The organism is Micromonospora sp. CNZ309 (assembly GCF_002846525.1).
The window spans coordinates 6,347,496-6,371,167 of the sequence record NZ_PJNG01000001.1 but is presented as its reverse complement, the minus strand read 5'-3'; the positions used below and the strand labels follow the sequence as shown (position 1 = coordinate 6,371,167).

The 23,672-nt window shown below is 74.7% G+C and carries 16 protein-coding genes and 2 pseudogenes; 7 read left to right on the top strand and 11 right to left on the bottom strand.

Annotated elements, in window-relative coordinates; translation table 11 throughout:
• Nucleotides 1-39 precede the first annotated feature (39 nt).
• On the bottom strand, nucleotides 40-1,044 hold the full coding sequence (locus CLT72_RS27555) for an ArsR/SmtB family transcription factor (protein WP_101414238.1): 1,005 nt from the start codon (nucleotides 1,042-1,044) through the stop codon (nucleotides 40-42).
• A gap of 280 nt (nucleotides 1,045-1,324) precedes the next feature.
• Nucleotides 1,325-2,359 carry a hypothetical protein gene (locus CLT72_RS27550; protein WP_101414237.1) on the bottom strand — a complete coding sequence of 345 codons (1,035 nt, stop codon included), beginning with the start codon at nucleotides 2,357-2,359 and terminating at the stop codon, nucleotides 1,325-1,327.
• 219 nt (nucleotides 2,360-2,578) lie between these two features.
• Between CLT72_RS27550 and CLT72_RS27545 the strand changes: the two genes are divergently transcribed.
• On the top strand, nucleotides 2,579-3,133 hold the full coding sequence (locus CLT72_RS27545) for an NUDIX hydrolase (RefSeq protein ID WP_350821791.1): 555 nt from the start codon (nucleotides 2,579-2,581) through the stop codon (nucleotides 3,131-3,133).
• Here CLT72_RS27545 and CLT72_RS27540 read toward each other — a convergent pair.
• Together CLT72_RS27540 and CLT72_RS27535 are read right to left on the bottom strand one after the other, a co-directional pair.
• Nucleotides 3,102-4,193 (bottom strand): mannose-1-phosphate guanylyltransferase, encoded by a 1,092-nt coding sequence (locus CLT72_RS27540; protein ID WP_101415421.1) that lies wholly within the window; start codon nucleotides 4,191-4,193, stop codon nucleotides 3,102-3,104. The two genes, CLT72_RS27545 and CLT72_RS27540, sit on opposite strands and share 32 nt — an antisense overlap.
• 61 nt (nucleotides 4,194-4,254) lie before the next feature.
• Entirely contained in the window at nucleotides 4,255-5,400 is a 1,146-nt protein-coding gene (locus CLT72_RS27535; protein WP_101414235.1) for a glycosyltransferase family 4 protein, read from the bottom strand.
• A gap of 150 nt (nucleotides 5,401-5,550) precedes the next feature.
• Between CLT72_RS27535 and CLT72_RS27530 the strand changes: the two genes are divergently transcribed.
• Nucleotides 5,551-6,240: a TIGR03089 family protein gene (locus tag CLT72_RS27530; protein WP_101414234.1), complete on the top strand. Its 690-nt coding sequence runs from the start codon at nucleotides 5,551-5,553 to the stop codon at nucleotides 6,238-6,240.
• 83 nt (nucleotides 6,241-6,323) lie between these two features.
• Nucleotides 6,324-7,091 carry a heliorhodopsin HeR gene (gene heR, locus CLT72_RS27525; protein ID WP_101414233.1) on the top strand — a complete coding sequence of 256 codons (768 nt, stop codon included), beginning with the start codon at nucleotides 6,324-6,326 and terminating at the stop codon, nucleotides 7,089-7,091.
• Here the strand turns inward: heR and CLT72_RS27520 are convergent.
• Together CLT72_RS27520 and CLT72_RS27515 are read right to left on the bottom strand one after the other, a co-directional pair.
• Entirely contained in the window at nucleotides 7,067-9,052 is a 1,986-nt protein-coding gene (locus tag CLT72_RS27520; RefSeq protein WP_101414232.1) for an acetoacetate--CoA ligase, read from the bottom strand. The two genes, heR and CLT72_RS27520, sit on opposite strands and share 25 nt — an antisense overlap.
• Before the next feature lie 162 nt (nucleotides 9,053-9,214).
• A complete protein-coding gene (locus CLT72_RS27515) occupies nucleotides 9,215-9,733 on the bottom strand; it encodes an acyl-CoA thioesterase (RefSeq protein WP_101414231.1) in 519 nt (172 codons plus the stop codon).
• Nucleotides 9,734-9,756: 23 nt separating this feature from the next.
• Between CLT72_RS27515 and CLT72_RS27510 the strand changes: the two genes are divergently transcribed.
• Complete coding sequence (locus tag CLT72_RS27510; protein ID WP_101414230.1) at nucleotides 9,757-10,422, top strand: hypothetical protein; 666 nt, start codon at nucleotides 9,757-9,759, stop codon at nucleotides 10,420-10,422.
• A 97-nt stretch (nucleotides 10,423-10,519) separates the two neighbouring features.
• Here CLT72_RS27510 and CLT72_RS27505 read toward each other — a convergent pair whose 3' ends face one another.
• Nucleotides 10,520-11,683, bottom strand: coding sequence for an acyl-CoA dehydrogenase family protein (locus CLT72_RS27505; protein ID WP_101414229.1), 1,164 nt, complete (start codon nucleotides 11,681-11,683; stop codon nucleotides 10,520-10,522).
• 294 nt (nucleotides 11,684-11,977) lie between these two features.
• Between CLT72_RS27505 and CLT72_RS27500 the strand changes: the two genes are divergently transcribed.
• On the top strand, nucleotides 11,978-13,405 hold the full coding sequence (locus CLT72_RS27500) for a UDP-glucose dehydrogenase family protein (protein WP_089001932.1): 1,428 nt from the start codon (nucleotides 11,978-11,980) through the stop codon (nucleotides 13,403-13,405).
• A gap of 162 nt (nucleotides 13,406-13,567) precedes the next feature.
• Entirely contained in the window at nucleotides 13,568-18,475 is a 4,908-nt protein-coding gene (locus CLT72_RS27495; RefSeq protein WP_101414228.1) for an SCO7613 C-terminal domain-containing membrane protein, read from the top strand.
• 635 nt (nucleotides 18,476-19,110) lie between these two features.
• Here CLT72_RS27495 and purE read toward each other — a convergent pair.
• Nucleotides 19,111-19,602 carry a 5-(carboxyamino)imidazole ribonucleotide mutase gene (gene purE, locus CLT72_RS27490; protein ID WP_089001934.1) on the bottom strand — a complete coding sequence of 164 codons (492 nt, stop codon included), beginning with the start codon at nucleotides 19,600-19,602 and terminating at the stop codon, nucleotides 19,111-19,113.
• A gap of 53 nt (nucleotides 19,603-19,655) precedes the next feature.
• Entirely contained in the window at nucleotides 19,656-20,837 is a 1,182-nt protein-coding gene (locus CLT72_RS27485) for a 5-(carboxyamino)imidazole ribonucleotide synthase (protein WP_101414227.1), read from the bottom strand.
• An 88-nt stretch (nucleotides 20,838-20,925) separates the two neighbouring features.
• Between CLT72_RS27485 and CLT72_RS27480 the strand changes: the two genes are divergently transcribed.
• Nucleotides 20,926-21,576 (top strand): pyridoxine/pyridoxamine 5'-phosphate oxidase, encoded by a 651-nt coding sequence (locus CLT72_RS27480; RefSeq protein ID WP_101414226.1) that lies wholly within the window; start codon nucleotides 20,926-20,928, stop codon nucleotides 21,574-21,576.
• Between the two features lie 22 nt (nucleotides 21,577-21,598).
• On the opposite strand, the pseudogene CLT72_RS33110 reads toward CLT72_RS27480, so the two are convergent.
• Nucleotides 21,599-22,303: pseudogene (locus tag CLT72_RS33110) on the bottom strand (hypothetical protein); the annotation flags it as partial.
• A 59-nt stretch (nucleotides 22,304-22,362) separates the two neighbouring features.
• Nucleotides 22,363-23,593 (bottom strand): annotated as a pseudogene (locus CLT72_RS33105) (thioredoxin domain-containing protein); the annotation flags it as partial.
• Nucleotides 23,594-23,672: the final 79 nt, after the last annotated feature.

Below are 23,672 nucleotides of genomic sequence, written 5' to 3'. Positions count from 1 at the left end.
GCCGCCCCCGCCCGGGACCGGCGACGGCACCGGACCTGCTCAGGAGTTGAGCATCGCCCGCCCCAGCGGGGTCAGGGTGTGCAGGACGGTGTTGCGGTCGCGCTGGCTGACCAGGAGGCCGGCGTTGCGCAGCACGGTGGTGTGCTGGCTCGCGGCGGCGGCCGAGATGTTGAGCCGGCGGGCCACCTCGCCGGTGGTGCAGCCGTCGTCGCTGGCCGCCAGGACGGCGGCCCGGGTACGACCGAGCAGCGCGGCGAGGGCCTCCCGCCCCGGGTCGGGCGTGCCGACGCCGCCGCCCTCGCCGGGGGCCGGCAGCAGGCCGCCGAGCCGGTCCACCGGATAGACCAGGACCGGCGGCAGGGCCGGGTCGAGCAGGGCGACCGGCGTCGACGCGCAGAAGAACGACGGCACCAGCAGCAGCCCGCGCCCGCCCAGGTGCAGCTCCCGGCTGTGCGGGTAGTCGCGGATCTCCAGCACCCCCGACTCCCACCGCATGGCCGGCCGCAGGCTGCCCAGCAGCCCTTCCACCCCGCCGTCGAGCAGGGCCCGGGCCCGCCGGGCCCGGTCGGCCTCCACCGCCGCCTGGATCCGGGTCCAGTACGGATCGATGGCCAGGCCGCGGTAACGCTCCATCGCGCCGGTCAGGTCGCGCAGCGTGTCCGGCTCGCCCCGGGCCAGCGGAGCGGCGCCGGCCGGCAGGGAGCTGCCGGCGGCGAACAGCGCCAGGTCGCGTTGCAGCAGCGCCACGGGGGTGCTGCGGACCGCCTCCATGCCGGCCTCGAACCCCGACGTGCTCTGGTACGGGGTGAGGAAGTCCGGGAAGTAGCCGCGGGGCGGGTTGAGCGTCAGGAGCAGCCGCAGCCCCGCCGAGTCGCTGCCCTCACGCAGGCCGCGCGTCACGCTGCGCCGCCAGCCCGCCAGCAGCGGATCCCGGCCACGGCCGGGCAGCAGGTGCAGGCTGAGAACCAGCTCCCACACCGGGTCCGCCGCCGGAGCCACCCGGGTCCGGAGGATGTCCTCGGCGGAAAAGTAGATCTTCAGCATGGACGGCTCCCGCGTCGCCCGGCAGGGGGGATGCCTGGCAACCGCTTGCACTGTACCTGGCTGGCACTTATCTCCGTCTTTAAGCATGGGCTGAAAGACCTCGACGTCCCCCGGGGCCGTTGGGCATGCTTCCACTGCCCGCGCACGGGGGCGGGTGCCTCACCCGACACGCCCGGAACCGGGCGCCCGGGGGGCGGGGAAGACCGGCGGCCGGGCGATACCACGAGGGTCTGCGGGCCTGCTCCGCGGAGGTGTCGTCCGGCCGTCGGCCCACCGCCGGTCAACCGACCCAGAGCGCCACCCGATGGTCCTCGTCGGTGACGTAGAAGCTCTGCCCGCCGCACTCGGCCACCCCCTCCACGTGGTGGAACGGCGCCAGCTCGGCCACCACCTCGCCGGGGACCAGGTGCCCGTCACCGGGCGGGGGAAACCGGACGTGCCGGGAGGTGACGTCGCCGCCGGTGGGGTGGTCGTCGAGCAGCACCGAGCCCTTGCCCAACGCGTCGATCGACCCGACGATCGCCGCGTAGCCGCCGTCGTCCGTGGGCGTGATCGCCCGGAAGCCGGCCAGCGCGCCGGGCGGCGTCACCCCCGTCAGGACGTACGCCCCCGACGCCTGCGGCCAGCTCGGCGCGGGGTCGAACATGCCCGGCACCCCGGTCAGCTCGACCAGGATCGGCTCGCCGTCGGTGGTGACCGGGAAGCGCAGCCCGAGCAGGACACCGCCGGTCGGCGTGAAGGCCGCCGCCTCGACGTTCAGCGGCAGGTCGTCGGGGACGAGCCGGTCGACCCAGCCCTTCGCGCGGGCCGTGCCCCGGGCGACGGTCTCCCCGATGAACCGGGCCCGCACCCGCTCGCCCGGCGGCAACGGGACGAACGCCGCCTTGAGCAGGGCGTCGTTGACCGCCCGGTGCAGCCGGAACCGGTTACGCACCACCTGCACCGGCACCGGGCCCGCCGCCGCGTCGTCCTCACGGAACCGGGCCACGAAGGCGCGTCGCGGGCGCAGCGGCCCCGCCTTCGAGCCGAAGTGGGAGCCGAAGACGTACACCCAGCCGTCGTGGTGGGCCAGCGCCTCGCCGTCCTCCGTACGGCCGTTCTCCGCCCCCGCGTCGGCGGCCACGTGGTGGGCGACCCAGCGGCCGTCGTCCAGCTCCAGCAGCAGGGCCAGGCACTGCTCCACCGGCCCCTCGTCCAGCACGGTCCAGAAGCCGCGCCGGGCACCGTGCGCCCGCAGCAGCGGCGCGGAGCGCACCGGCAGCAGATCGCTGGCCTCGTTGCCGGCCACGACGAACTCCAACAGTCGCAAGGTCACCGGGCCAGGGTACGAAGCGTCGGCTCGTACAGTGTCGGCATGGCCGACTCCCACACCGCCGCCTCCCGACCGTCGCCGGACGCGAAGGCGCAGCCGGCGCCGCCCGCCGGGACGCACCCGGCCCCGCACCCCGGGGCGGACGAGACGCGGCCCGCCGGGGCGGATCAGGCGCGGCCCGCCGGGGCGGATCAGGCGCGGCCCGCCGAGACACACGCGGCGCTGCACGCCGACGCCCTCGCCACGCTGAGCCGCTGGGAGCCCACCGGCCCGGACGCCGCCGAGGCGCGCGACCGCACCCTGGCGCTGCTGGCCGCCGGGCCGGTGGCGATGAGCCGGACGCACCGGCCCGGGCACGTCACGGCGAGCGCGCTGGTGCTCGACGCCACCGGGTCACGGGTGCTGCTCTGCCTGCACGGCAAGTTCCGGCGGTGGGTGCAGCTCGGCGGGCACTGCGAGCCGGTCGACCGGACCCTCGCCGCCGCCGCCCTGCGCGAGGCGGGCGAGGAGTCCGGCATCGCCGGCCTGCGGATCGACCCGGTGCCGATCGACGTCGACATCCACCCGGTGCGCTGCCAGGGCGGCTCGCTGCACCACGACGTACGCTTCGCCGTGCTCGCCCCGCCCGGCGCGGTGGAACGGGTCAGCGAGGAGTCCGAGGCGCTCGGCTGGTTCCCGCCGGACCGGCTGCCGCAGCCGCTGGCCGGCGGGACGGCACGCCTGGTCGCCCCGGCCCTCGCGACGCTCAGACGAGCCCCTCTTCGCCCCGTTCCTTGAGCTCGTCGACGACCATCTTGACGTCCTGCGCCCGGTCCCGTGGGCAGACCAGCAGCGCGTCCGGCGTGTCGACGATGATCAGGTCGTGTACGCCGACGGCGGCCACCAGGCGCCCGGAGTGGGGCACCACCACGAGTCCGGTGGCGTCGCGCAGCAGCACCCCCGGCTTGGCCTCGGCGCCGAGCACCACGTTGCCGTCCGCGTCGGCGGGCAGCACCTCGCCCAGCGTGTGGAAGTCGCCGACGTCGTTCCAGCCGAAGTCGCCCGGCACGGTCGCCACCCGGCCGGCGGTCGCCGCGCCCTCCATCACCGCGTAGTCGACGGAGATCTTCGGCAGCGTCGGCCAGACCGTGCCGAGCACGTCGTCCTGCTCCTCGGTGCCCCACGCCTCGGCGATCGCGACGATCCCGGCGTGCAGGGCGGGCTGCTGGCGGGCCAGCTCGGCGAGGAACACGTCGACCCGCCAGACGAACATGCTGGCGTTCCAGAGGTGCCGCCCGGAGCGCAGGTACGCCTCGGCCACCTCCGCGCTCGGCTTCTCCTTGAACTCGGCGACCGGCCGCAGCGGGCCCCCGTCGACCGGGTCCCCGGTCTGGAGGTAGCCGTAGCCGGTCTCGGCCCGCGTCGGGGTGATGCCGACCGTCATCAGCAGCCCCCGCTCGGCGCCGCGTACCGCCTCCAGGACCACCTCCCGCCAGCGCTGCGGGTCACCGATGAGGTGGTCGGCGGCGAAGGAGCCCATCACCGCCTCCGGGTCGCGCCGCGCGATGACCGCGGCGGCCAGGGCGATCGCCGCACACGAGTCCCGGGGCGACGGCTCGACCAGGATATTCTCCTCCGGCACGCCGGCGAGCTGGCGTGCGACCGCCGCCACGTGCGCGGTCCCGGTGACCACCAGGGTGCGCTCGGCGGTGGTCAGCGGGCCCAGCCGGTCCACCGTCGCCTGGAGCAGCGAGGCGGTGGAACCGGTCAGCGGGTGGAGGAACTTGGGGTGGCCGGCACGGGACAGCGGCCACAACCTCGTGCCACTGCCACCCGCCGGAATGACGGCGTAGATCACCCGCACATCATGCCCGATTCGCCTGACCGGGGACGCATTCTCGCGACGCCGGTCGCGGCGGTCAGGACCGGGCCCGGCTCCAGGCGGCGATGTGCACCTCGGCGCTGGACTCCCAGGTGAACTCCTTGGCCCGGTCGAAACCGGCCTTGGCCAGGGACAACCGCCGCTGCTCGTCGTCGAGCAGCGCGGCCAGGTCGGTGGCGATCTGGTCGGGCGCCTCGCTGGTGTACGCGACCGCGTCGCCGCCCACCTCCGGCAGCGACAGCCGGGGCGTGGTCAGCACCGGGGCGGCGCACGCCATCGCCTCCAGGATCGGCAGGCCGAAACCCTCCCCGTAGGACGGATAGGCGGCCACCAGGGCCCCGCCGAGGAAGCCGGGCAGGTCCCCGTAGCGGAGGTAACCCGGACGGAGCAGCCGCAGGTGCGACGGGACCTCCGCCACCGCGCGGTCGATGTCGTCGTCGTGCCCCTGGCCGCCGGCGATCACCAGGGCCGGCGGGTCCTCCCGCTCGGCCACCGCGCGCGCCCAGCCGCGGATCAGGTTCGGCACGTTCTTCCGCGGCTCCTTGGCGCCCAGGAAGGCCACGTAGTTGGTGCCGCCCAGCCCCAGCCGGGCCCGGACCCGGGCCTTCTCCTCGTCGCTGGGCGCGTGGAAGGCGGCGTGATCGACGCCGTGGTAGGCGACGTCGATCCGGGTGGGATCGGCGTCGAGCAGCCGGATCAGCTCGTCGCGGGTGGCCTTGCTCGGCACGATCACCCGGTTGGCGCGGCGCAGGGACGTCTTGATCGCGCTGCGGAAGAAGGTGCGCCGCGACTTGTCGTAGTGCTCCGGCTCGGTGAAGAACGTCGCGTCGTGCACCGTCACCGTGACGGGACAGCCGGCGCGCAGCGGGCAGGTGTAGAAGGGCGAGTGCAGCACCTGCGCGCCCACCTGCTGGGCGAGCAGCGGCAGACCCGTCTGCTCCCAGGCGAGCCGGGCGGGGCGGTGCGCGACGGCGGCGGGGGCCGGGATGATCTCCGCGCCGGGCAGCATCCGGGTGTAGCGCTCCAGGTCGGTGCGGAGGCAGACGACGGCCAGCTCCACCCCCGACCCGCACACCTTGCCGAGGGCGCCGAGCAGGCCGTCGACGTATCGACCGACACCACCACGGTCGACGGGGACACTCGTGGCGTCGATGAGCACGCGGGGCGGGCGACCGGCGGTCACGGGGCGACTCCTTGAACTGACGGGCCTGTGGGGAACAACACTCCGGCAAGCCTACGCCGGAGCGCGGCGCCGACGCTGACTGCGACCCGACGGTACGCCGACTTGTCGCCGTCATCGAGTACGGCCGCCGGGGGCGTATCGTTCGCGCCGATGGCCGACAACATTGCCCGGGTCTTCGCCGACGCGATCGCGACCGACCCGACCAGACCGCTGCTGACCTGGTACGACGACGCCACGGGCGAGCGGACCGAGCTCTCCGGCGCCACGCTGGCGAACTGGGTGGCCAAGACGGCCAACCTGCTCGTCGACGAGGTGGCCGTGGGCCCCGGTGACGTCGCCGGGGTGGTGCTGCCCCCGCACTGGCAGACCGCCGCGGTGCTGCTCGGCTGCTGGTCGGCCGGGCTGACCGTCGCCGACACGCCGGGCGACGTGGACGTGCTCTTCGCCGCCGAGACGCGCCTCGACGAGGCGGCGGCCTGGTCGGCGGGCGAGCGGTACGTCCTCGCCCTGCACCCGTTCGCCCTGCCGATGCGCCAGGTGCCGGCCGGCTACGCCGACTACGTCTCCGAGGTACGCGCCCACGGCGACCACTTCAGCCCGTACGCCGCCGGCGGCCCGGGCGAGGCGGCGCTGCTGGGCCGCGCGGCCGCCCGTGCGACGGAACTGGGCATCGCCCCCGGCGACCGGGTCCTGATCGACACGGGCACGCACCCCGACCCGGTCGACTGGCTGCTCGCCCCGCTGACGGCCGGCGCCACCACGGTCCTCTGCGCCAACGCCGACCCGGCCCGCCTGCCCTCGCGGGCGACCACGGAACGCGTGACCCGCCCCCTTCGCTGAGCCCGCTCCCGCGGGCAGCTCAACGCCCCGAGCGGAGGCCCAATATGGCAACGAACGGACATTCCGGGCTCTAGGGTGGCGCCATGGGGCGTCCACCAGCGGCAGGCCGTGATCGCTACCGGCGGCTGCGCGGGTTCAACGTGCTCGTCGGTCTGGTCCTGGCCGTCGAGGGCGGTTGGATGTGGGCGGCGAGCAACGACCTGTCCCTGCCGGTCACCGCGTCGTACCTGACGGCCGACCCGACGACGCTGCGCGACGCCACCCTCCCGGAAGTGGCCTTCCGGCTCGCCATCGGCCCGGCGGTCGCGATCTTCCTGCTCCTCGCCGCCCTCGACCACTTCGTCATCGCGGCCCCCGGCGTGCACCGTTGGTACGCGCGCAACCTGGACCGGCGCACCAACTACGCCCGCTGGATCGAGTACTCGGTCAGCGCCTCGATCATGATCGTCCTGATCGGGCTGTTCGTGGGGATCCGCGATCTCGCGGCGGTCATCGGGATCTTCGCCGCGAACACCGCGATGATCCTGTTCGGCCTGCTGATGGAGCGCCAGCAACTGCCGGGGCGGGCCGACTGGAGCGCCTTCTGGTTCGGCACCCTGGTCGGCCTGGCCCCCTGGCTGGCGATCGCCGTCTACGTCGCCCAGCCGCCGGAGATCCCCGGCTTCGTCTGGGCGATCATCGTCGTCCAGTTCCTCCTCTTCGCGAGCTTCGCACTCAACATGGCACTGCAGTACGCCCAGCGCGGTCGATGGCGTGACTACCGCTACGGCGAGGTCTCGTACATCCTGCTCAGCCTCGTGGCCAAGTCCGCGCTGGCCTGGCTCATCTACGCCAACGTGCTGCGCACCTGACCACGGTGCTCGGCGAGGGTGGCGAACGCCGTCAGGGACTCCGGGTTGGCCAGGGCGCCCCGGGCCGCCGCCGAGTCCACCGGGGTGCCGGTGAGGATCTTCTTCACCGGCACCTCCAGCTTCTTGGCCGACAGGGTGCGTGGAACGGCCCGCACCTGGTGGATCTCGTCCGGCACGTGCCGGGGCGACAGGGCGGTACGCAGCTCGCGGCAGATCTTCTTCCGCATCGCGTCGTCCAGCTCCAGCCCCTCGGCGAGCACCACGAACAGCAGCAGCTCACCGGCGCCGCCCTCGTCGTCCTCCAGGTGCACGACCACCGAGTCGACGACCTCGTCGAGCCCCTCGACCACCGAGTAGAACTCGGCGGTGCCCAGGCGTACGCCGCCCCGGTTGAGGGTGGCGTCGGAGCGGCCCGTGATCACGCAGCCGCCCCGGTCGTTGATCGTGATCCAGTCGCCGTGCCGCCAGACGCCCGGGTAGAGGTCGAAGTACGCCTCCCGGTAGCGGCTGCCGTCCGGGTCGTTCCAGAAGCCCACCGGCATGCTCGGCATCGGCTCGGTGATCACCAGCTCGCCCAGCTCGCCGATGACCGGGGTCCCGTCGGCGGACCGGGCCTCGACCTTGGCGCCGAGCGCCCGGCAGGTGATCTCCCCGGCGTGCACCGCCAGCAGCGGCACGCCGCCGACGAAGCCGGTGCAGACGTCCGTGCCGCCGGAGAGCGACTGGAGCTGGAGGCCGTCGCCGACCGTCTCGTACACCCAGGTGAAGCCCTCGGCGGGCAGCGGCGCGCCGGTCGAGCCGACCCCGCGCAGCGCGGACAGGTCGGCCGTCTGCTTCGGCACCAGCCCGGCCTTGCGGCAGGCCAGCAGGAACGGCGCGGAGGTGCCGAAGTACGTGGTGCCGGTCTCCTCCGCCAGCCGCCACAGCGCGCCCAGGTCGGGGTGGCCCGGGTTGCCGTCGAAGAGCACGATCGTCGCGCCCACCGCCGGCCCGGAGACCAGGAAGTTCCACATCATCCAGCCGGTGGTGGTGAACCAGAAGAACCGGTCCGCCGGGCCCAGGTCGTGGTGCAGGGCCAGCATCTTCAGGTGCTCCAGCAGGATGCCGCCGTGGCCGTGCACGATGGGCTTCGGCAGCCCCGTGGTGCCGGAGGAGTAGAGCACGTAGAGCGGGTGGTCGAAGGCGACCGGGGTGAACGTCAGCGGCTCGTCGGTGCCGGCGGCCAGCTCCGACCAGGCCAGCGCGCCCTCGGGCGGCGGCCCGGCCGGGTCGAGGTAGGCGATGCCGACGGTGTGCTTTAGCGACGGCAGGGCGGCCCGGATCGCGGCCACCTCGGCCCGCCGGTCGACCGGCTTCTCGCCGTAGCGGTAGCCGTCGACCGCGACGAGGACCTTCGGCTCGATCTGCTGCCACCGGTCGGTGACGCTGCGGGTGCCGAACTCCGGCGCGCAGGAGGAGAAGATCGCGCCCAGGCTGCTGGTGGCGAGCAGCAGCACGTACGTCTCGGGGATGTTGGGCGCGTAGGCGGCGACCCGGTCGCCGGCGGTGACGCCGAGCCGGCGCAGCCCGGCGGCCACCCGGCGCACCTGCTCGCGCAGCTCGGCGGCGGTGAGGGTGACCGGCGCCCGGGTCTGGCCGTGCGCGATCACCACCGGGTCGTCGTCGGCCCGGCCGGGCATCCGCAGCACGTTCTCGGCGTAGTTGAGGGTGGCCCCGGGGAACCACCTGGCCCCGGGCATTCCCCGGTCCGTCAGCGTGGCCGTCGGCGGGGTGTGCGCGACCACCTCGAAGTGGTCCCAGACCGACCGCCAGAACGCGTCGAGATCCGTGACCGACCAGCGCCACAGCTCGTCGTAGTCGGCGAAGTCCAGCCCCCGGTGCTCACGCAGCCAGCGCAGGTAGCTCCCGATCCGGGACCGCTCGCGTACGTCCGCCGGCGGCGCCCACAGCACGTCACCCACTGCTCCACCCTCCCCTGGCCCCGCACGACACTGTGAAATGGGCCGTGGCGCCATCTTGCCCTACCTCAGAGCGCCATTCTCCGCACCCGACCTCCGCCGGCGCACGTGCGGAGCCCACATGCCCCGGCAGCACCCTGTGTGGGCCCGGCCCGGGCGGGCGCGTCAGCCGGCGCGGTGGGCCTGGATGGCGCGGCGGCGGGCCAGCCGGTGGGCGCGGCGGATCTCCGCCTCCCGGAACCGGCGCTCGTCCTCCGGGCTCTCCGCCAGCACCGGCCGGACCGCCCGGGGCGCGCCGCCGAGGTCGACGCCCACGAAGACGAGGTACGCGGTGGCGACCCGCACCGGCTCGTCCTCGGCCGAGTCCCACCGCTCCGCCACGACCCGGACCCCGACCTCCATGGAGGTCTGCCCCGTCCAGTTCACCTGTGCGTGCGCGTGCAGCAGGTCACCGACCCGGACCGCCTCGGTGAAGACGATCTCGTCGATGGCCGCGGTGACCGCCGTACCGCCGCTGTGCCGGGCCGCAGCGGCCCCCGCCACGTCGTCGATGAACTTCATCAGCACGCCCCCGTGCACCGTGCCGTAGAGGTTGACGTCGACCGCGGTCATGATCCGGCTCAGGGTGACGCGGGAGTAGGAGGTCGGCTTGCCGGCCGGCGCGGTGGCGGGGTGCTCGGTCATGTCGAAGACGGTACGGTGCGCGGATGCGACATCTCTGGAGCTTCCTCGCGGGGTTGGTGGTGGCGCCCGTCACGTGGGTGCTGGTCACCCTCGGGCAGGACGGGTCGGCGGGCACCGTCGACCGTTGGGTCGAGATCGGCACGTCGAACTCGGCCAATCTCATCGAGCCCGCCGTGTACCTCGCCGTCGGCGGGATCCTGCTCGGCCTGCTCGGCACGCTGCGCACCTCGCCGCTCGGCCCGCTCGTGGCCGGGCTGCTGCTCGCCGCCCCGTACGTGGGGATGTTCGTCGCGCCCTTCGAGGTGCGGGACCGCATCCCGGACGGCTGGAAGGTCTTCGGCGACCCCCTGCCGCTGCACGTGCCGGTCGAGAACGGCACGCTCTTCCTGATCGGCCTGCTGCTGCTCGTGGCCACCTTCAGCGGGCAGCGCTGGCGGCGCTGGCCCCGGCCGGCGACCGAGCCGACGCCGGCGCCCGCCGAGGGGCCGGAGCGCAGCGACTTCACGCTGACCGACTGGCCGCCGGCCGAGCCCGCCGACCGGGACACCGCGCCGCCTAGCCTCGGCTACCCGGACCCGACGCCGACCGAGCCGCTGCCCCGCCGCACCGGCGGGGAGTCGCCGTGGTCGGCGCCGCCACGCGCCGGCGGCAACCGGCCGGAAGAGGACACCACGACCGAGATCCGGTGACGCTCCGGCCGCACGCGCGCCGACTGGCGGGCGGCGGGGGGACCGGGATCCGGTGAGGATGCGGGCGGGCCGGTCGTCCGGCCCGCCCGCCGACCGGTCAGCCCTTCAGGAGCTGGCGGGCCATCACGATGCGCTGCACCTGGTTGGTGCCCTCGTAGATCTGGGTGATCTTGGCGTCCCGCATCATCCGCTCGACCGGGTAGTCCCGGGTGTAGCCGTAGCCGCCGAGCAGCTGCACCGCGTCGGTGGTGATCTCCATGGCCGCGTCCGAGGCGAAGCACTTCGCCGCCGCGCCGAAGTAGGTCAGGTCAGCGTCGCCCCGCTCGGACTTGCCGGCCGCCGTGTACGTGAGCTGCCGGGCCGCCTCCAGCTTCATGCCCATGTCGGCGAGCATGAACTGCACGCCCTGGAACTCGGCGACCGCCTTGCCGAACTGCTTGCGCTCCTGGACGTACCCCTTGGCGTAGTCGAGCGCGCCCTGGGCGATGCCGACGGCCTGCGCGGCGATGGTGACCCGGGTGTGGTCCAGGGTCTTCATCGCGGTGCCGAAGCCGGTGCCCTCGGCGCCGATCATGCGGTCCGCCGGGATCCGGACGTTGTCCAGGTAGACCTCGCGGGTCGGCGAGCCCTTGACGCCGAGCTTCTTCTCGGGGGCGCCGAAGCTGACCCCCGGGTCGGACTTCTCGACCACGAAGGCGGAGATGCCCCGGGACCGGGCCGCCGGGTCGGTCACCGCGAAGACCGTGTAGAACTCGGAGACCCCGGCGTTGGTGATCCAGCGCTTCACGCCGTTGAGCACCCAGTGATCGCCGTCACGCACCGCGCGGGTGGTCATCGACGCCGCGTCGCTGCCGGCCTCCGGCTCGGAGAGGCAGTACGAGAACATCGCGTCGCCCGCCGCGACCGGGGTCAGGTACTTCCGCTTCAACTCCTCGGAGCCGGCCAGCAGCAGCGGCATCGTGCCGAGCTTGTTGACCGCCGGGATCAGCGAGGACGAGGCGCAGGCGCGCGCCACCTCCTCGATCACGATGGCCGTGGCCAGGGCGTCCGCGCCCGCGCCGCCGTACTCGACGGGGATGTGCGGGGCGTGGAAGTCGGCGGCCCGCAGGGCGTCGTGGGACGCCTTCGGAAACTCGCCTGTCTCATCCGCCTCAGCGGCGTGCGGCGCCACCTTGGCCGCACAGACCTCACGGACCGCCTCCCGGATCGCCTCGTGTTCCTCGGGCAACCGGTAGACGTCGAACGACTGCTCTGCGGCCATGTCGGCCCCTCCCCTTCACCGCTATCATGCGCAGTCTGTAGCGTCTCGTGACCGCCGACGGCGCAGACTGAAGGATAGCGACAGAGTTCAGGAGATGTTACCGCCGCGTAGCCTCGGAGGCGGCGGAGCGCCGACAGCGGCCGGCCGGGGTGCGGTGGCCGCCCGGCGACGGTCCGGACGCCGCCCCGGCGATGATGGAACAGGCAGACGTTAGAGTCCCTCCGGTGCCCGCCCAGGCGCCGCAGCAGAACGCGACGCGACGACGCGACGCCAGCGCGAGCGGAGAAGACAGGCGTGACGATCCCGTACCCCAACACCCAGCCGATGCCCGCCATCGCCGCGGTGACGCCCCCCTCCGGAGCGCAGCGACCGCGGGTGACCTTCCTGGGCACCGGCTACCTCGGTGCGACCTACGCCATCTGCTACGCCGAGCTCGGCTACGAGGTGCTCGGCTTCGACGTCGACGCCGACAAGATCGCCATGCTGAACGCCGGCGAGGTACCGATCCACGAGCCCGGCCTCGACGAGCTGCTCAAGCGCAACCTGGGCGCCGGGCGGCTGCGGTTCAGCACGGACATCGCCGAGGTCGCCGAGTTCGGTGACGTGCACTTCATCTGCGTCGGGACGCCCCAGCGCGCCGACGGGATGGGCGCCGACCTGTCGTACGTCGAGGCGTCGGTCACCAGCCTGGCCCAGCACCTGACCCGCAAGGCGCTCATCGTCGGCAAGTCGACCGTGCCGGTCGGCACCGCCGAGTGGGTGGAGCAGCTGGTCAGCAAGCACACCCCCACCGATCTGGGGGTCGAGGTCGCGTGGAGCCCGGAGTTCCTCCAGGAGGGCTTCGCCGTCGACGACGTGCTGCGGCCCAACCGGATCGTCGTCGGCGTCAAGAGCGAGTGGGCCAACGGCATGCTCTACGCCGCCCACAAGGGCGTCTTCGACCTGGCCGCCACCGAGGACCGCGAGGTGCCCCTCGTGGTCACCGACTTCGCCACCGCCGAGCTGGTCAAGGTCGCCGCGAACGCCTTCCTCGCCACCAAGATCTCCTTCATCAACGCGATGGCCGAGGTCTGCGAGGCCTCCGGCGGCGACGTCACCCACCTCGCCCGGGCCATCGGCTTCGACCCGCGCATCGGCAACCGGTTCCTCCAGGCCGGGCTCGGCTTCGGGGGCGCCTGCCTGCCCAAGGACATCCGGGCGTTCCAGGCCCGCGCCCAGGAGCTGGGCGCCGGGGAGGCGCTGCGCTTCCTGCACGAGGTCGACCTGATCAACCTGCGTCGCCGGACCCGGGTGGTCCAGCTCGCCGCCGAGCTGCTCGGCCGCCGCTCCGGGCCCGCCGGGCCCGACCTGTCCGGCATGCGCGTGGCCGTGCTCGGCGCCACCTTCAAGCCCAACACCGACGACGTACGCGACGCGCCGGCGCTCTCCGTCGCCTCGCTGCTGCGCAAGGCCGGCGCCGACGTGCACGTCTACGACCCGCAGGGCATGGAACGGGCGCGCGCCGTGGCGCCCGAGCTGGTCTACGAGCCCGGCATCAACGAGGCCGTGACCGGCGCGGACCTGGTCTGCGTACTCACCGAGTGGGCCGACTTCCGCAACGCCGACCCGGTGGCCCTCGGCGAGCTGGTCGCCGGCCGCAAGGTGGTCGACGGCCGCAACTGCCTGGACTCGGCACTGTGGACGCAGGCCGGCTGGGAGTACCGCGGCATGGGCCGCCCCTGACGATCGACGACCGACGGCCGGTCACGGAGCACGCTCCGCGACCGGCCGTTTGCCGTCCGCATGGACGATCTTTGTCCTGGACCCGCCGACAATTGTCGAAATCCGCGCCCACATTGGGCATGCTGCGAGGGTGGGAGTCCACAGTGCGGGTGGAGGGGTGTCGTGGCGACCTTTCAGTGCTCCTCGTGCGGCCGGGAGATCAAGCCGGCCGTCAGCTGCCCGCACTGCGGTGCGCACCAGCCACAGTGGGTCGAGCACCTGGCGCAGATCGAGCGGTCCATCGCGGAGATGAAGGCCCGCGAGGCCGCCATCGCCAGCGAGCAGCGGCAGATCGCCGCCAAGATGCAGGCCGCGCTCTTCCAGCGGGACATCCTCGCCCACGCCGGTGAGGAACGTCTCAAGCAGGCCACCCGCCCCCGCCGGGTGCTGCGCAAGAGGCCGGGCCGTCGGCCGCCCACGGCCGCCACCGGCGCCCCGCCCCGGGTCCCCCGGCAGGGCACCCCGGCCGGTCCGGAGGACCCGCCCCCGCCCCCGCCGTCGGCCGCCACCTGGCTCGACGCCGACGACCCGGAGCACCCGCCGGAGGCGTCCTCCCGTGAGGTGCAGAACATCCCCCTCGGGCTCGGCGCGCTGCTGCTCGGCGTCGCCGCCGTGGTCTTCGCCGCGGTGGCCACCAGCTCCATGGACGCACTGGCCCGGCTGGGCGTCCTGCTGCTCGCGACCGTGCTCATGCTGCTCGCCCCGCCGGTGCTGGCCCGGCGCGGGCTCACCTCGACCGCCGAGACCATCTCCGCCGTCGGCCTGCTCCTGGTGCCGCTCGCCGGCTATGCGCTGTGGGCGGTCGACCGGATCGGCAACGGCGGCGCCTCGGGCGCGGTCTTCGGCGCCATCGTCTTCGCCGTCACCGCCGGCGTCTCCTTCGGCTACGCGGGCTGGACGGGGCTACGCGCGCCCCGCTTCGCCACCGTACTGGCCGCCCAGCCGGTGCTGCCGCTGCTGGCGTACGACCGGATCACCGGCCCGGGCGGCTGGGCGCTGGTGCTGACGGCGGTGGCCCTGCTCGACCTGTGGCTGGCGCGTTCCCCCGTCACCCTGGAGCGGCCGGTCCGTCAGGACCTGCCCGAGCCCCCGGCCGCGCCCGCGGGCGCACCCCGGCAGCGCCGCGCCGACGGCCGGCCCGAGGGGGCGCCCGAGGAGGCCGGCGAGGTGCTCGACGGCGGGCTGCCGGCGCAGGACCGGGCCCCGGCCGGCCGTCCGGTGCCGTGGCTGCGGGAGCTGACCTGGGTGCTGCACGGGGTGGCGGTCGCCCTCGCCCTCGCGTACGCCGTCTCCGCCCTGCTGCGCGCGGGCACCGTGCCGGGCGCGACCGGGGCCGGGCTGGCGCTGCTGCTGGCGGCCGCCGTGGGGCTGGCCGGCACGCTGGTGCTGCGCCGGCCGCCGCTGCCCGACCTCGGCGCCGGGATCTTCACCCTCGCCGTGATCGGCGCGCTGAGCCGGATCGCCTCGGTGGCCTTCCCCGGGCGGGCGCTGCTGCTGATCGCCGCCGTGATCACGCTCACCGGGCTGGCCGTGCGGGCGGTGCCGGAGGCGGCCCGACGCGGGCCGCAGCTCGCCTCGGCGGTCGCGCTCACCGTCAGCGGGGTGGTGGTCGCCGGTGGCGCCCTCCGCGCCGGCGTCGCCCCCGTCCGGGCCGCGCTGCCGGCCTGGGCGGCCGACCTGGACCGCTACCCGGCCGAGCTGGCGGCGGCCGTGGGCCCGGCCGCCTGGCAGCTCGCTGCGAGCGCCTTCCTGCTGACCGTCGCGGCGGTGCTGGCCCTGCCGTCCGAGATCCGCCGGGAGTTCGCCGTGGTCGGTGCGGCGCTGACCGCGCTCGCCGTACCCGCGTCGTTCGGCCTCGGATGGGCGGTCGCGCCCTGGCCGATGGTGCTGACAGCGGTCGGCATCGGGGTGGTCGGGCTCTCCGCCCGCACGGAACGCGCGGCGCTGGCGCACGCGGCCACCGCCGCCGGCGTCGGCCTGTTCGGCGCGGGCGCCGGACTGGCCCGGCCGGCGCTGACCACGGCGGTCCTGCTCACCCTGTTCGCCGCCGGGGTCCTCGTCGCCGTGGCACCCCGGATGCGGCTCGCCCCGGCGGCGGCCGACACCGTCTCGGCCTGGGCCGCCGGGGGCGCCGCGTTCGCGTTGCCGGGCGCGGTGGCCGCCTTCGTCGCCGCGACCGTACCGGTCGACCCGACGCCCACCCCGGCGAGCCTGCGCGAGGTCACCGTCCCGGTGCTCGCGGCCAGTTTCCTGGCGGTCTGCGTCACCCTCGGCCACGCCGCCGTCGTGCAGGTCTCCCAGCGACGCATCCCGACGCCGCTGGCCGTCGGCACGGCCCTCGGCGCGGTCACGGTCACCGCCGCCGCGTTCGGCGCCCCGGGCGCCACCGCCGCCGACGCCTGGGTGGGTGGCCTGCTGCTCGTCGCCGGCGCCATGGTGGTGTTCGCCGGCCCCATCGACGCCGGCCGACGCTCCGACCTCACTTTGGACGGCTCCGACCTGGCCGCCGCGGCGGTCACCGCCGCCCTGATCGCCACCCTGGCCCGGATCGCGGCCGTCCTCGCTCCCGGCGGGCAGCTCGCCGTCGCCGCCGGGCTGGTGCTGGTGGTGGCCGTGGCCGCCCGGGCCATGCCGGAGGAGTGGCGACGCGGGCCGATCGTCGGCCTCGCCGTCGGCGGCGTGCTGATCGGGCTGCTGGCCGGCTGGAGCGCCCTGCGGGGCGGCCTGGGCGTGCTCGCCACCCCCGGCCCCATCTGGAACGGGGACCTGACCGGCTGGCCGGCCGGGCCGACCGGCGGCTCGACGTGGCAGGCCCCCGTGGCCCTGGCGCTGCTCGGCGTCGCCGCCGCGGTCCTGCTGCCACCACCCTGGAAGTACGACGTGTCGGGCGTGGCGGCCGTACTCGCCACGATCGGCGCGCCGGCCGCGTTCGACCTGCCGTGGTGGTCGCCCGTCCTGGTCGGCGGCATGGTCGCCACCGTCTTCGGGGCAGCCGCCGTGGCCGCCGTCGATCCCCGGGCGGGCCTGTCCCGGGCCGTCGTGGCCGGCGTCGTCGCCCTGCACGCCGCCGGAGCGGGTCTGGTCCGGCCGTGGACCACCGCGCTGGCGCTGGGCAGCATCGCGCTGATCGGCCTCGTGGTGGCCGCGCTGGCCCGGTCGCTGGCCGTGCCGCTGGTGGAGGACATCGAGGACGAGGGGATGCCGCCGCACCTCGCCCAGATCGGAGGCGCAGCGGCCGGCGCCGCCCTGCTCGCGTTCCCGGGTGCCGTCGCGGCGCTGGCCGCCGAGTTCGGGCGCGCACCGGAGGTGGTGCTCACCGCCGCGTTGGCCGCGTCGAGCCTGGGCCTGGCGGCGGTGGCCGCCGCCCGGCGGCGGGTCCCGCAGTACCTGCCCTGGGCGAGCGCGGCGGTGGCCGGCGGCGCCACGGTGAGCGCCCTGGCCGCCGTCCCCGCCAACCAGCCCGTCGGTGTGTACGCCGCCGCCGCGGCCCTGCTCGGGGTGCTCGCCGAGCTGGTCCGGGGCGCGACCGAACCGCCGGTCGGCGCGGCCCAGCCCGTACGACGCTGGTCGGTGCTGCTCGACGGCGCACTGCGGCGGCTGCCCGACGACGGGACACAACGCCGCTGGCGGGTCAGCCCCGCCGCCGGTGCGCTCGCCGCCGGTGCGCTGCCCACCGTCCTGGCGCTGGTGTCGATCGCCCCGGCCCTGGTCGTCGCGCTGGTCGATCCGCACCGCAGCCTCGGCCGGGTCTGGCAGGGACCACCGCCGGAGCTGCTCACCCCGCCCCCCGAGGCGGTCGACCCGACCCACGTGCTGACCGCGCTGCTGCTCACCGCGACCGCCGCGCTGGCCGCCACCGGCTTCAGCGGCGGGCGGCGCTCCCGGGCGGTACCGGTCGTGCTGCCCGGTGCCGCCGTGACCCTGCTGATCACCCCGGCGTCGCTCGGCAACGGCTGGCCGGCGAGCACCCTGGCAGCGCTGTCCGTGTTCACCATCGCGATGCTGGGGCTGGCGCTCACCCCGCCCCCACCGCTGGTCGAGCGGGCCCGCTCGCTGCGCCTGACCCGGGTGCTCGTCTTCGCCATCGGGCTCGCCGCCGGGAGCGCGGGCCTGGTCGGTGGCCTGGCGACGCGGGAGCTGACCCTGTTCACCCTGGGCGGCGCCGTGGGCGTCGGCACGGTGGCCGCGATCTTCGGCACCACCCAGCGGGCGCGCATCCTCGGCTGGCTGTTCGCCTCGCTGATGGCACAGCTCTTCGTGCTCACCGCCGGCCTGGTGGCCGGGCTCGCGGCCGTCTGGTCCGCGTTCGGCGTACTGGCGGTGGGGGCGGCCCTCCAGGTGTTCGCCGCGACCCTGCCCAGGCTGCGTCGCCCCGAGGCGCAGCGGGAGGCGGCCACCGTCGAGTGGAGCGGGCACGCTGCCGCCCTGATCGCCCTGGCGCTGGCCTTCGACTCCCCCCGGCACATCGCGGCGCTGCTCGCGGCCTGGGGCGCGGTCCTCGGTGTGGCGGCCACCCGGCCGGGTCGCCGACCGGTGGAGCGGCGCATCCTGTTCTGGGGGGTGGTGGTCTGCGAGATCACCGCCTGGTGGATCCTGATGCGGGTCGCCGACGTGGCCCTGCCGGAGGCGTACACCCTGCCCTTCGCGGCGCTGGCCCTGCTCGTCGGCGTGCTGGAGCTGCGGCACCGGCCCGACCTGAGCAGCTGGGTCGCGTACGGGCCCGCGCTCGTCGCCGCCTTCGTGCCCACCCTGGCGATCGTGTTGGCCACGGACTCCAGCACGCTGCGCCAGGTGCTGCTGCTGCTCGGCGCCGTGGCCGTACTCGTCTTCGGGTCGATGAGCCAGCAACAGGCACCGGTGATCGTCGGCGCCGCCGTGACCGCCATCGCGGCGGTGCACGCGCTGTTCAGCCTGGGACCGTGGCTGGCCCTGATTCCCGTCGGCATCCTGCTGTTGGCACTCGGCGCGAGCAACGAGCGCCGACGCCGCGCCCAGGAACGCCTCCAGACGGCCCTGCGCGGCATGCGCTGACACCGGGGCCGCACGGCGACACTCGACCCGGGTCGCACCCCCGCCGCTCCCGCACGCCGGCACGCTGCACAACCCGTTCCCCGTAACGGCATCGGCCACCGAATCACGAAGTGCCGGGCACACGCCTGCCAGCCATGCGAACACGTAACGTAAGGAACGAGGAGCAACGGCGACCTGCCTTCCGCGCCCTTTGCTCTGCAGCCACCGACGCACCGCTCACAATGCGTTACGAGTCCTGGCCACCTCGTTCAGACGGCCAAAAGAGAAGTGCCAGTTCAGGAGGCTGGTGCGTCGATAGATGCAGAGCAAAGGGCGCGAAGGGACAAGACTCCTCCGGGTCGAGACCGCAACGCTGAGTAACGGCCCATTCAGTTACTCTAAGTGGCGGCCCCGTGGCCTGCCGGCCTCCCGGTAGCCGGTCAGGACTCGCGGACAGCGGATCGGAACACTGGCGAGGTGCAGCAGCAACGGCATCGGCCCGAGCCGCCGGCCCGGTAGCCCGACCGCTGGTGCCGCGACAGACGGGTTCGAGGCGAGGAAGCCGCGACAAGCCCGGGCAGGGCCTGGGCCAGGGGCAGCGCTTGCGCCGTCCGCCGGTCCGTCCGGCGGCCCCGGGCGGAGTTGGGAGGCAGAGGTCAGGCGAGGGAGGCGCGCAGGGCGGCGTCCTTTTCGGCGACCAACTGCTCCAGGTCGGCCTGGTAGGCCGACATCCGGTCGAGGAGGGTGCGGTCGGCGGCGGCCAGGATGCGGACGGCGAGCAGCCCGGCGTTGCGGGCATTGCCGATCGACACGGTGGCCACCGGCACGCCGGCCGGCATCTGCACGATGGAGAGCAGCGAGTCCATCCCGTCGAGGTGCTTCAACGGCACCGGCACGCCGATCACCGGCAGCGGGGTGACCGAGGCGACCATGCCGGGCAGCGCCGCCGCGCCACCCGCCCCGGCGATGATGACCTTCAGGCCCCGGTCGGCCGCGGCGCGTCCGTAGTCGATCATCTTGATCGGCGTACGGTGTGCCGAGACGACCTCGACCTCGTAGGGCACCTCGAACTCGTCCAGCGCCTCGGCGGCGGCCCTCATCGTCGGCCAGTCCGAGTCGCTGCCCATGATCAGCCCAACGACGCTCACCGCGCTCTGCCTCTCGTTCGCGCCCTCGGGGCCGGCAAGCTCACCTGTCACGCTCACTCGTGCCCCTCGCGCAACCAGCGGGCGGCCCGCGCGGCCCGCGCCCGTACGTCGTCCAGGTCGTCACCGAGCACCGTGACGTGCCCGATCTTGCGGCCGGGACGCACCTGCTTGCCGTAGAGGTGCACCTTGGCGCCCGGCTCGGCCGCGAAGAGATGGTGCAGCCGCTCGTCGATCGACATCCCGCCCGGCTCGCCGCCGAGCACGTTCGCCATCACCGCCACGGGGGCGGTCAGCGAGGTGTCGCCCATCGGGTAGTCGAGCACCGCCCGCAGGTGCTGCTCGAACTGCGACGTGCGCGCGCCCTCGATCGTCCAGTGCCCCGAGTTGTGCGGCCGCATCGCCAGCTCGTTCACCACGATCCGGCTGCCCCCGGGCGCGGCCCGGTCGGCGACCTCGAACAGCTCCACGGCGAGCAGGCCGACCACGCCGAGCGCGGTCGCCAGGTCGATGGCGAGCTGCTGGGCGGCTACCGCCAGCTCCTCCGGGAGGCCCGGCGCGGGGGCGAGCACCTCGACGCAGATGCCGTCCCGCTGCACCGTCTCGACCACCGGGTACGCGGCGACCTGCCCGAACGGCGAGCGCGCCACCTGCACGGCCAGCTCCCGGCGCAGCGGCACCCGCTCCTCGACGATGAGCCGGGTGCCGCCGGCCAGCAGGGTCCTCGCCAGCTCGTCGGCCTGCGCCGCGTCGTCGACCAGCCAGACGCCCCGGCCGTCGTACCCGCCGCGGGCCGCCTTCAGCACCACCGGCCAGCCGGTCTCGTCGCCGAACGCCACCAGGTCGGCGGGCTCCGCCACGGGTCGCCACGTCGGGTTCGGCGCGCCCAGCTCGCCGAGCCGCTCCCGCATCGCCCGCTTGTCCTGGGCGTGCAGCAGCGCGTCGGCCGGCGGGAAGAGCTTCACGCCCTCGGCGGCCAGCGTCCGGATGTGCTCGGTGGGGACGTGCTCGTGGTCGAAGGTGACCACGTCGCAGGCCTTGGCGAAGGTGCGCAGCGCGGCGAGGTCGGTGTGGTCGCCGTACTGGACGTCGGCGGCGACCAGCGCGGCGCCGTCGTCGGGGGCCAGCGCGAGCACGCGCAGCGACTGGCCGAGGGCGATCGCGGACTGGTGGGTCATCCGGGCCAGCTGGCCGCCGCCCACCATGCCGACAACGGGCAGACCGGTACGGGAATCCATAGCGGCGCCAGCCTATCGGGACGGCCCGCCGGCCGCGCCGCCGGATGGCGCATCGAACACCCACCGCCGCTGCTGGAAGGCTCTCGGCATGACGATTCGCAGTCTGCTCCGTGGCCTGCCGGTGCTCGCGCACGACATGCCGCCGTTCGATCCTGCCGCCGCCCCGGCGGAGCCGCTGGCCCTCTTCGTCGAGTGGATGGCCAGCGCGATCGACGCCGGCGTCGACGAGCCGCACGCGATGACCGTCTCCACCGTCGACGCCGACGGCATGCCGGACGCCCGGGTGCTGATCCTGAAGGACCTCGACGAGGCCGGCTGGCACTTCGCCACCAGTTCGGCCAGCGCCAAGGGCCGCCAGCTCGCCGAGAACCCCCGCACCGCGCTCAGCTTCCACTGGCGGGAGCAGGGCCGCCAGGTCCGGGTGCGGGGCATCGCCGCCCCGGCGGACCCCGACGTCTCCCGGGCCGACTTCCTGGCGCGGCCCGAGGGGTCCCGGGTGGCCGGGCTGGCCGGCCGGCAGAGCGACGTGCTCACCGACCGCGCCGAGTTGGACCGCGAGCTGGCCCGCATCCGGGAGCGGCTGGCCGCCGACCCCGCTCTGGTCGCCAGGACGCACACCGTCTACGCGGTCGCGCCGCACCGCGTCGAGTTCTGGCAGGCGGACGCGCAGCGCCGGCACGTCCGGCTGCGCTACCGCCGCACCGGCACGGGCTGGGAACGCGAGCAACTCTGGCCGTGAGCACCGCCGCGGGCCGGAGGCGTCAGCGCCGGGCGAGCTGGCCGACCAGGTCGTCCACCGTCGTCACCGGGCGTTCGCAGACGAAACCCCGGCAGGCGTACGCGGTGGGCCGCCCGTCGACCATCGGCCGGTCGGCGAGCAGCGGCACCCCTGGCTGGCCCGGGCGGCCCGCCACGATCACCGCGCCCGGCGGGGCGTGCCGGTGTGCCGCCGCCACCAGCGGGTCCCCGGTCGGCTCGTCGGTGACCACCGCGATCTCGTACGGCCCGGAGAGCAGCGCCTCCCCGACGGTGGCCGCGTAGCCGGTGAACCGGGCGTGCCGGCCGACGATCGGCGCCACAGTCGACAGGGCCGCCTCGGCGGCCTCCCGGTAGCGGGTCTCCCCGGTCAGCGCCGCGTACGCGACCAGCGCCGCGACGATCGCCGAACGCCCGGACGGGGTGGCGTTGTCGGTGGGGTCGGCGGGGCGGCTGACCAGCCGTTCGGCGTCGTCGGCGGTGTCGTAGAAGGCGCCGCCCGGCGCGGCGAACCGCTCCAGCGCGACGTCGAGCAGTCCACCGGCGAGGGTCAGCCAGCGGCCCTCCCCGGTGAGCTGGTGCAGGGCGCAGAACGCCTCGGCCACGCAGCCGTGGTCCTCCAACACGCCGGCCGGCTCGCCGACGGCCCCACCGCGCGAGACGCGGCGCAGCCGCCCGGCCACGATGTGGCGGTCGGCCAGCACCTCGCCGATCCGGACCGCCGCGGCGGCGGTGACGGGATCCCCCGTGAGCGCGGCGTGCTCGACCAGCGCGGTGACCGCGAGCCCGTTCCAGGCGGCGACCACCTTGTCGTCGCGGGCCGGTTGGGGCCGGGCGTCGCGGACCTCGCGCAGCCGGGCCCGGATCCGCTCCCACCGGGCGGCCACCTCCGGGGCGACGTCGTCGACGTCCCGGGCCAGCCGCAGCACGCTCGTGCCGTGCTCGAACGTGCCCTCGTCAGTGACCGCGAACAGGTCGGCGGCGAAGCGGCCGTCGTCCTCCCCCAGCACCTCGACGAGCTGGGCCGGCGTCCAGGAGTAGGTGAGCCCCTCGACGCCCTCGGTGTCGGCGTCGAGGGCGGAGGCCAGGCCGCCCTCGGGGGTGCCCAGGTCGTCGATCATGAACGCGGCGGTCTCGGCGGCGACCCGGGCGGCCAGCGGGTCGCCGGTCAGGCGCCAGAGCTGGGTGTACGCCCGCAGCAGCAGCGCGTTGTCGTAGAGCATCTTCTCGAAGTGCGGCACGGTCCAGTGCCCGTCGACCGAGTAGCGGGCGAAGCCGCCGGCGAGCTGGTCGTAGATGCCGCCCCGGGCCATCGCCTCGCAGGTGTGCCGGGCGATCTCCAGGCTGCGCGGGGAGCCGGTGCGCTGGTGGTGCCGCAGCAGGAAGAGCAGGTTCATGTGCGGCGGGAACTTCGGCGCCCCGCCGAAACCGCCGTTGACCTCGTCGTACTCCTTGGCGAGTTGCTCGGCCGCGGCGTCGAGCAGCGCGGCGTCCAGCGGCGCGGTGGGCCCGCCGACGGCCTGCGCGCCGCCGATCGCCTCGACCACGGCGGCGCCCTGCTGGACGACCGCGTCGCGCTGGTCCCGCCAGGCCGCGGCGACCGACTGGAGCAGCCGGACGAAGTTCGCCCGGGGGAAGTACGTGCCGCAGAAGAAGGGCGTGCCGTCCGGGGTCGCGAAGACGGTCATCGGCCACCCGCCCTGCCCGGTCATCGCCTGGGTGGCGGTCATGTAGATCGCGTCGACGTCGGGGCGTTCCTCGCGGTCCACCTTGATGGCGACGAAGTCGTCGTTGACCAGGGCGCCGACCTGCTCGTTCTCGAACGACTCGTGGGCCATCACGTGGCACCAGTGGCAGGCGGCGTAGCCGACCGAGATGAGCACCGGCACGTCCCGGCGCTTCGCCTCGGCGAACGCCTCGTCGCACCACGGCCACCAGTCGACCGGGTTGTCGGCGTGCTGGAGCAGGTACGGGCTCGTGGCGTCAGCGAGTCGGTTCACCCGACGACCATAACCATCCCGTGGCGCGCCCGCCCGCGCTCCGGCACCCGACGGGACCGCCTCCTCGCAGGCGGCCCGG

What these genes read in the sequence shown, in the direction of transcription:
- CLT72_RS27485 (WP_101414227.1), bottom strand. Translation starts at nt 20,837, where the DNA reads ATGGATTCCCGTACCGGTCTGCCCGTTGTCGGCATGGTGGGCGGCGGC.
- CLT72_RS27510 (WP_101414230.1), top strand. Translation starts at nt 9,757, where the DNA reads ATGCGACATCTCTGGAGCTTCCTCGCGGGGTTGGTGGTGGCGCCCGTC.
- CLT72_RS27530 (WP_101414234.1), top strand. Translation starts at nt 5,551, where the DNA reads ATGGCCGACAACATTGCCCGGGTCTTCGCCGACGCGATCGCGACCGAC.
- CLT72_RS27480 (WP_101414226.1), top strand. Translation starts at nt 20,926, where the DNA reads ATGACGATTCGCAGTCTGCTCCGTGGCCTGCCGGTGCTCGCGCACGAC.
- CLT72_RS27555 (WP_101414238.1), bottom strand. Translation starts at nt 1,044, where the DNA reads ATGCTGAAGATCTACTTTTCCGCCGAGGACATCCTCCGGACCCGGGTG.
- CLT72_RS27515 (WP_101414231.1), bottom strand. Translation starts at nt 9,733, where the DNA reads ATGACCGAGCACCCCGCCACCGCGCCGGCCGGCAAGCCGACCTCCTAC.
- CLT72_RS27505 (WP_101414229.1), bottom strand. Translation starts at nt 11,683, where the DNA reads ATGGCCGCAGAGCAGTCGTTCGACGTCTACCGGTTGCCCGAGGAACAC.
- heR (WP_101414233.1), top strand. Translation starts at nt 6,324, where the DNA reads ATGGGGCGTCCACCAGCGGCAGGCCGTGATCGCTACCGGCGGCTGCGC.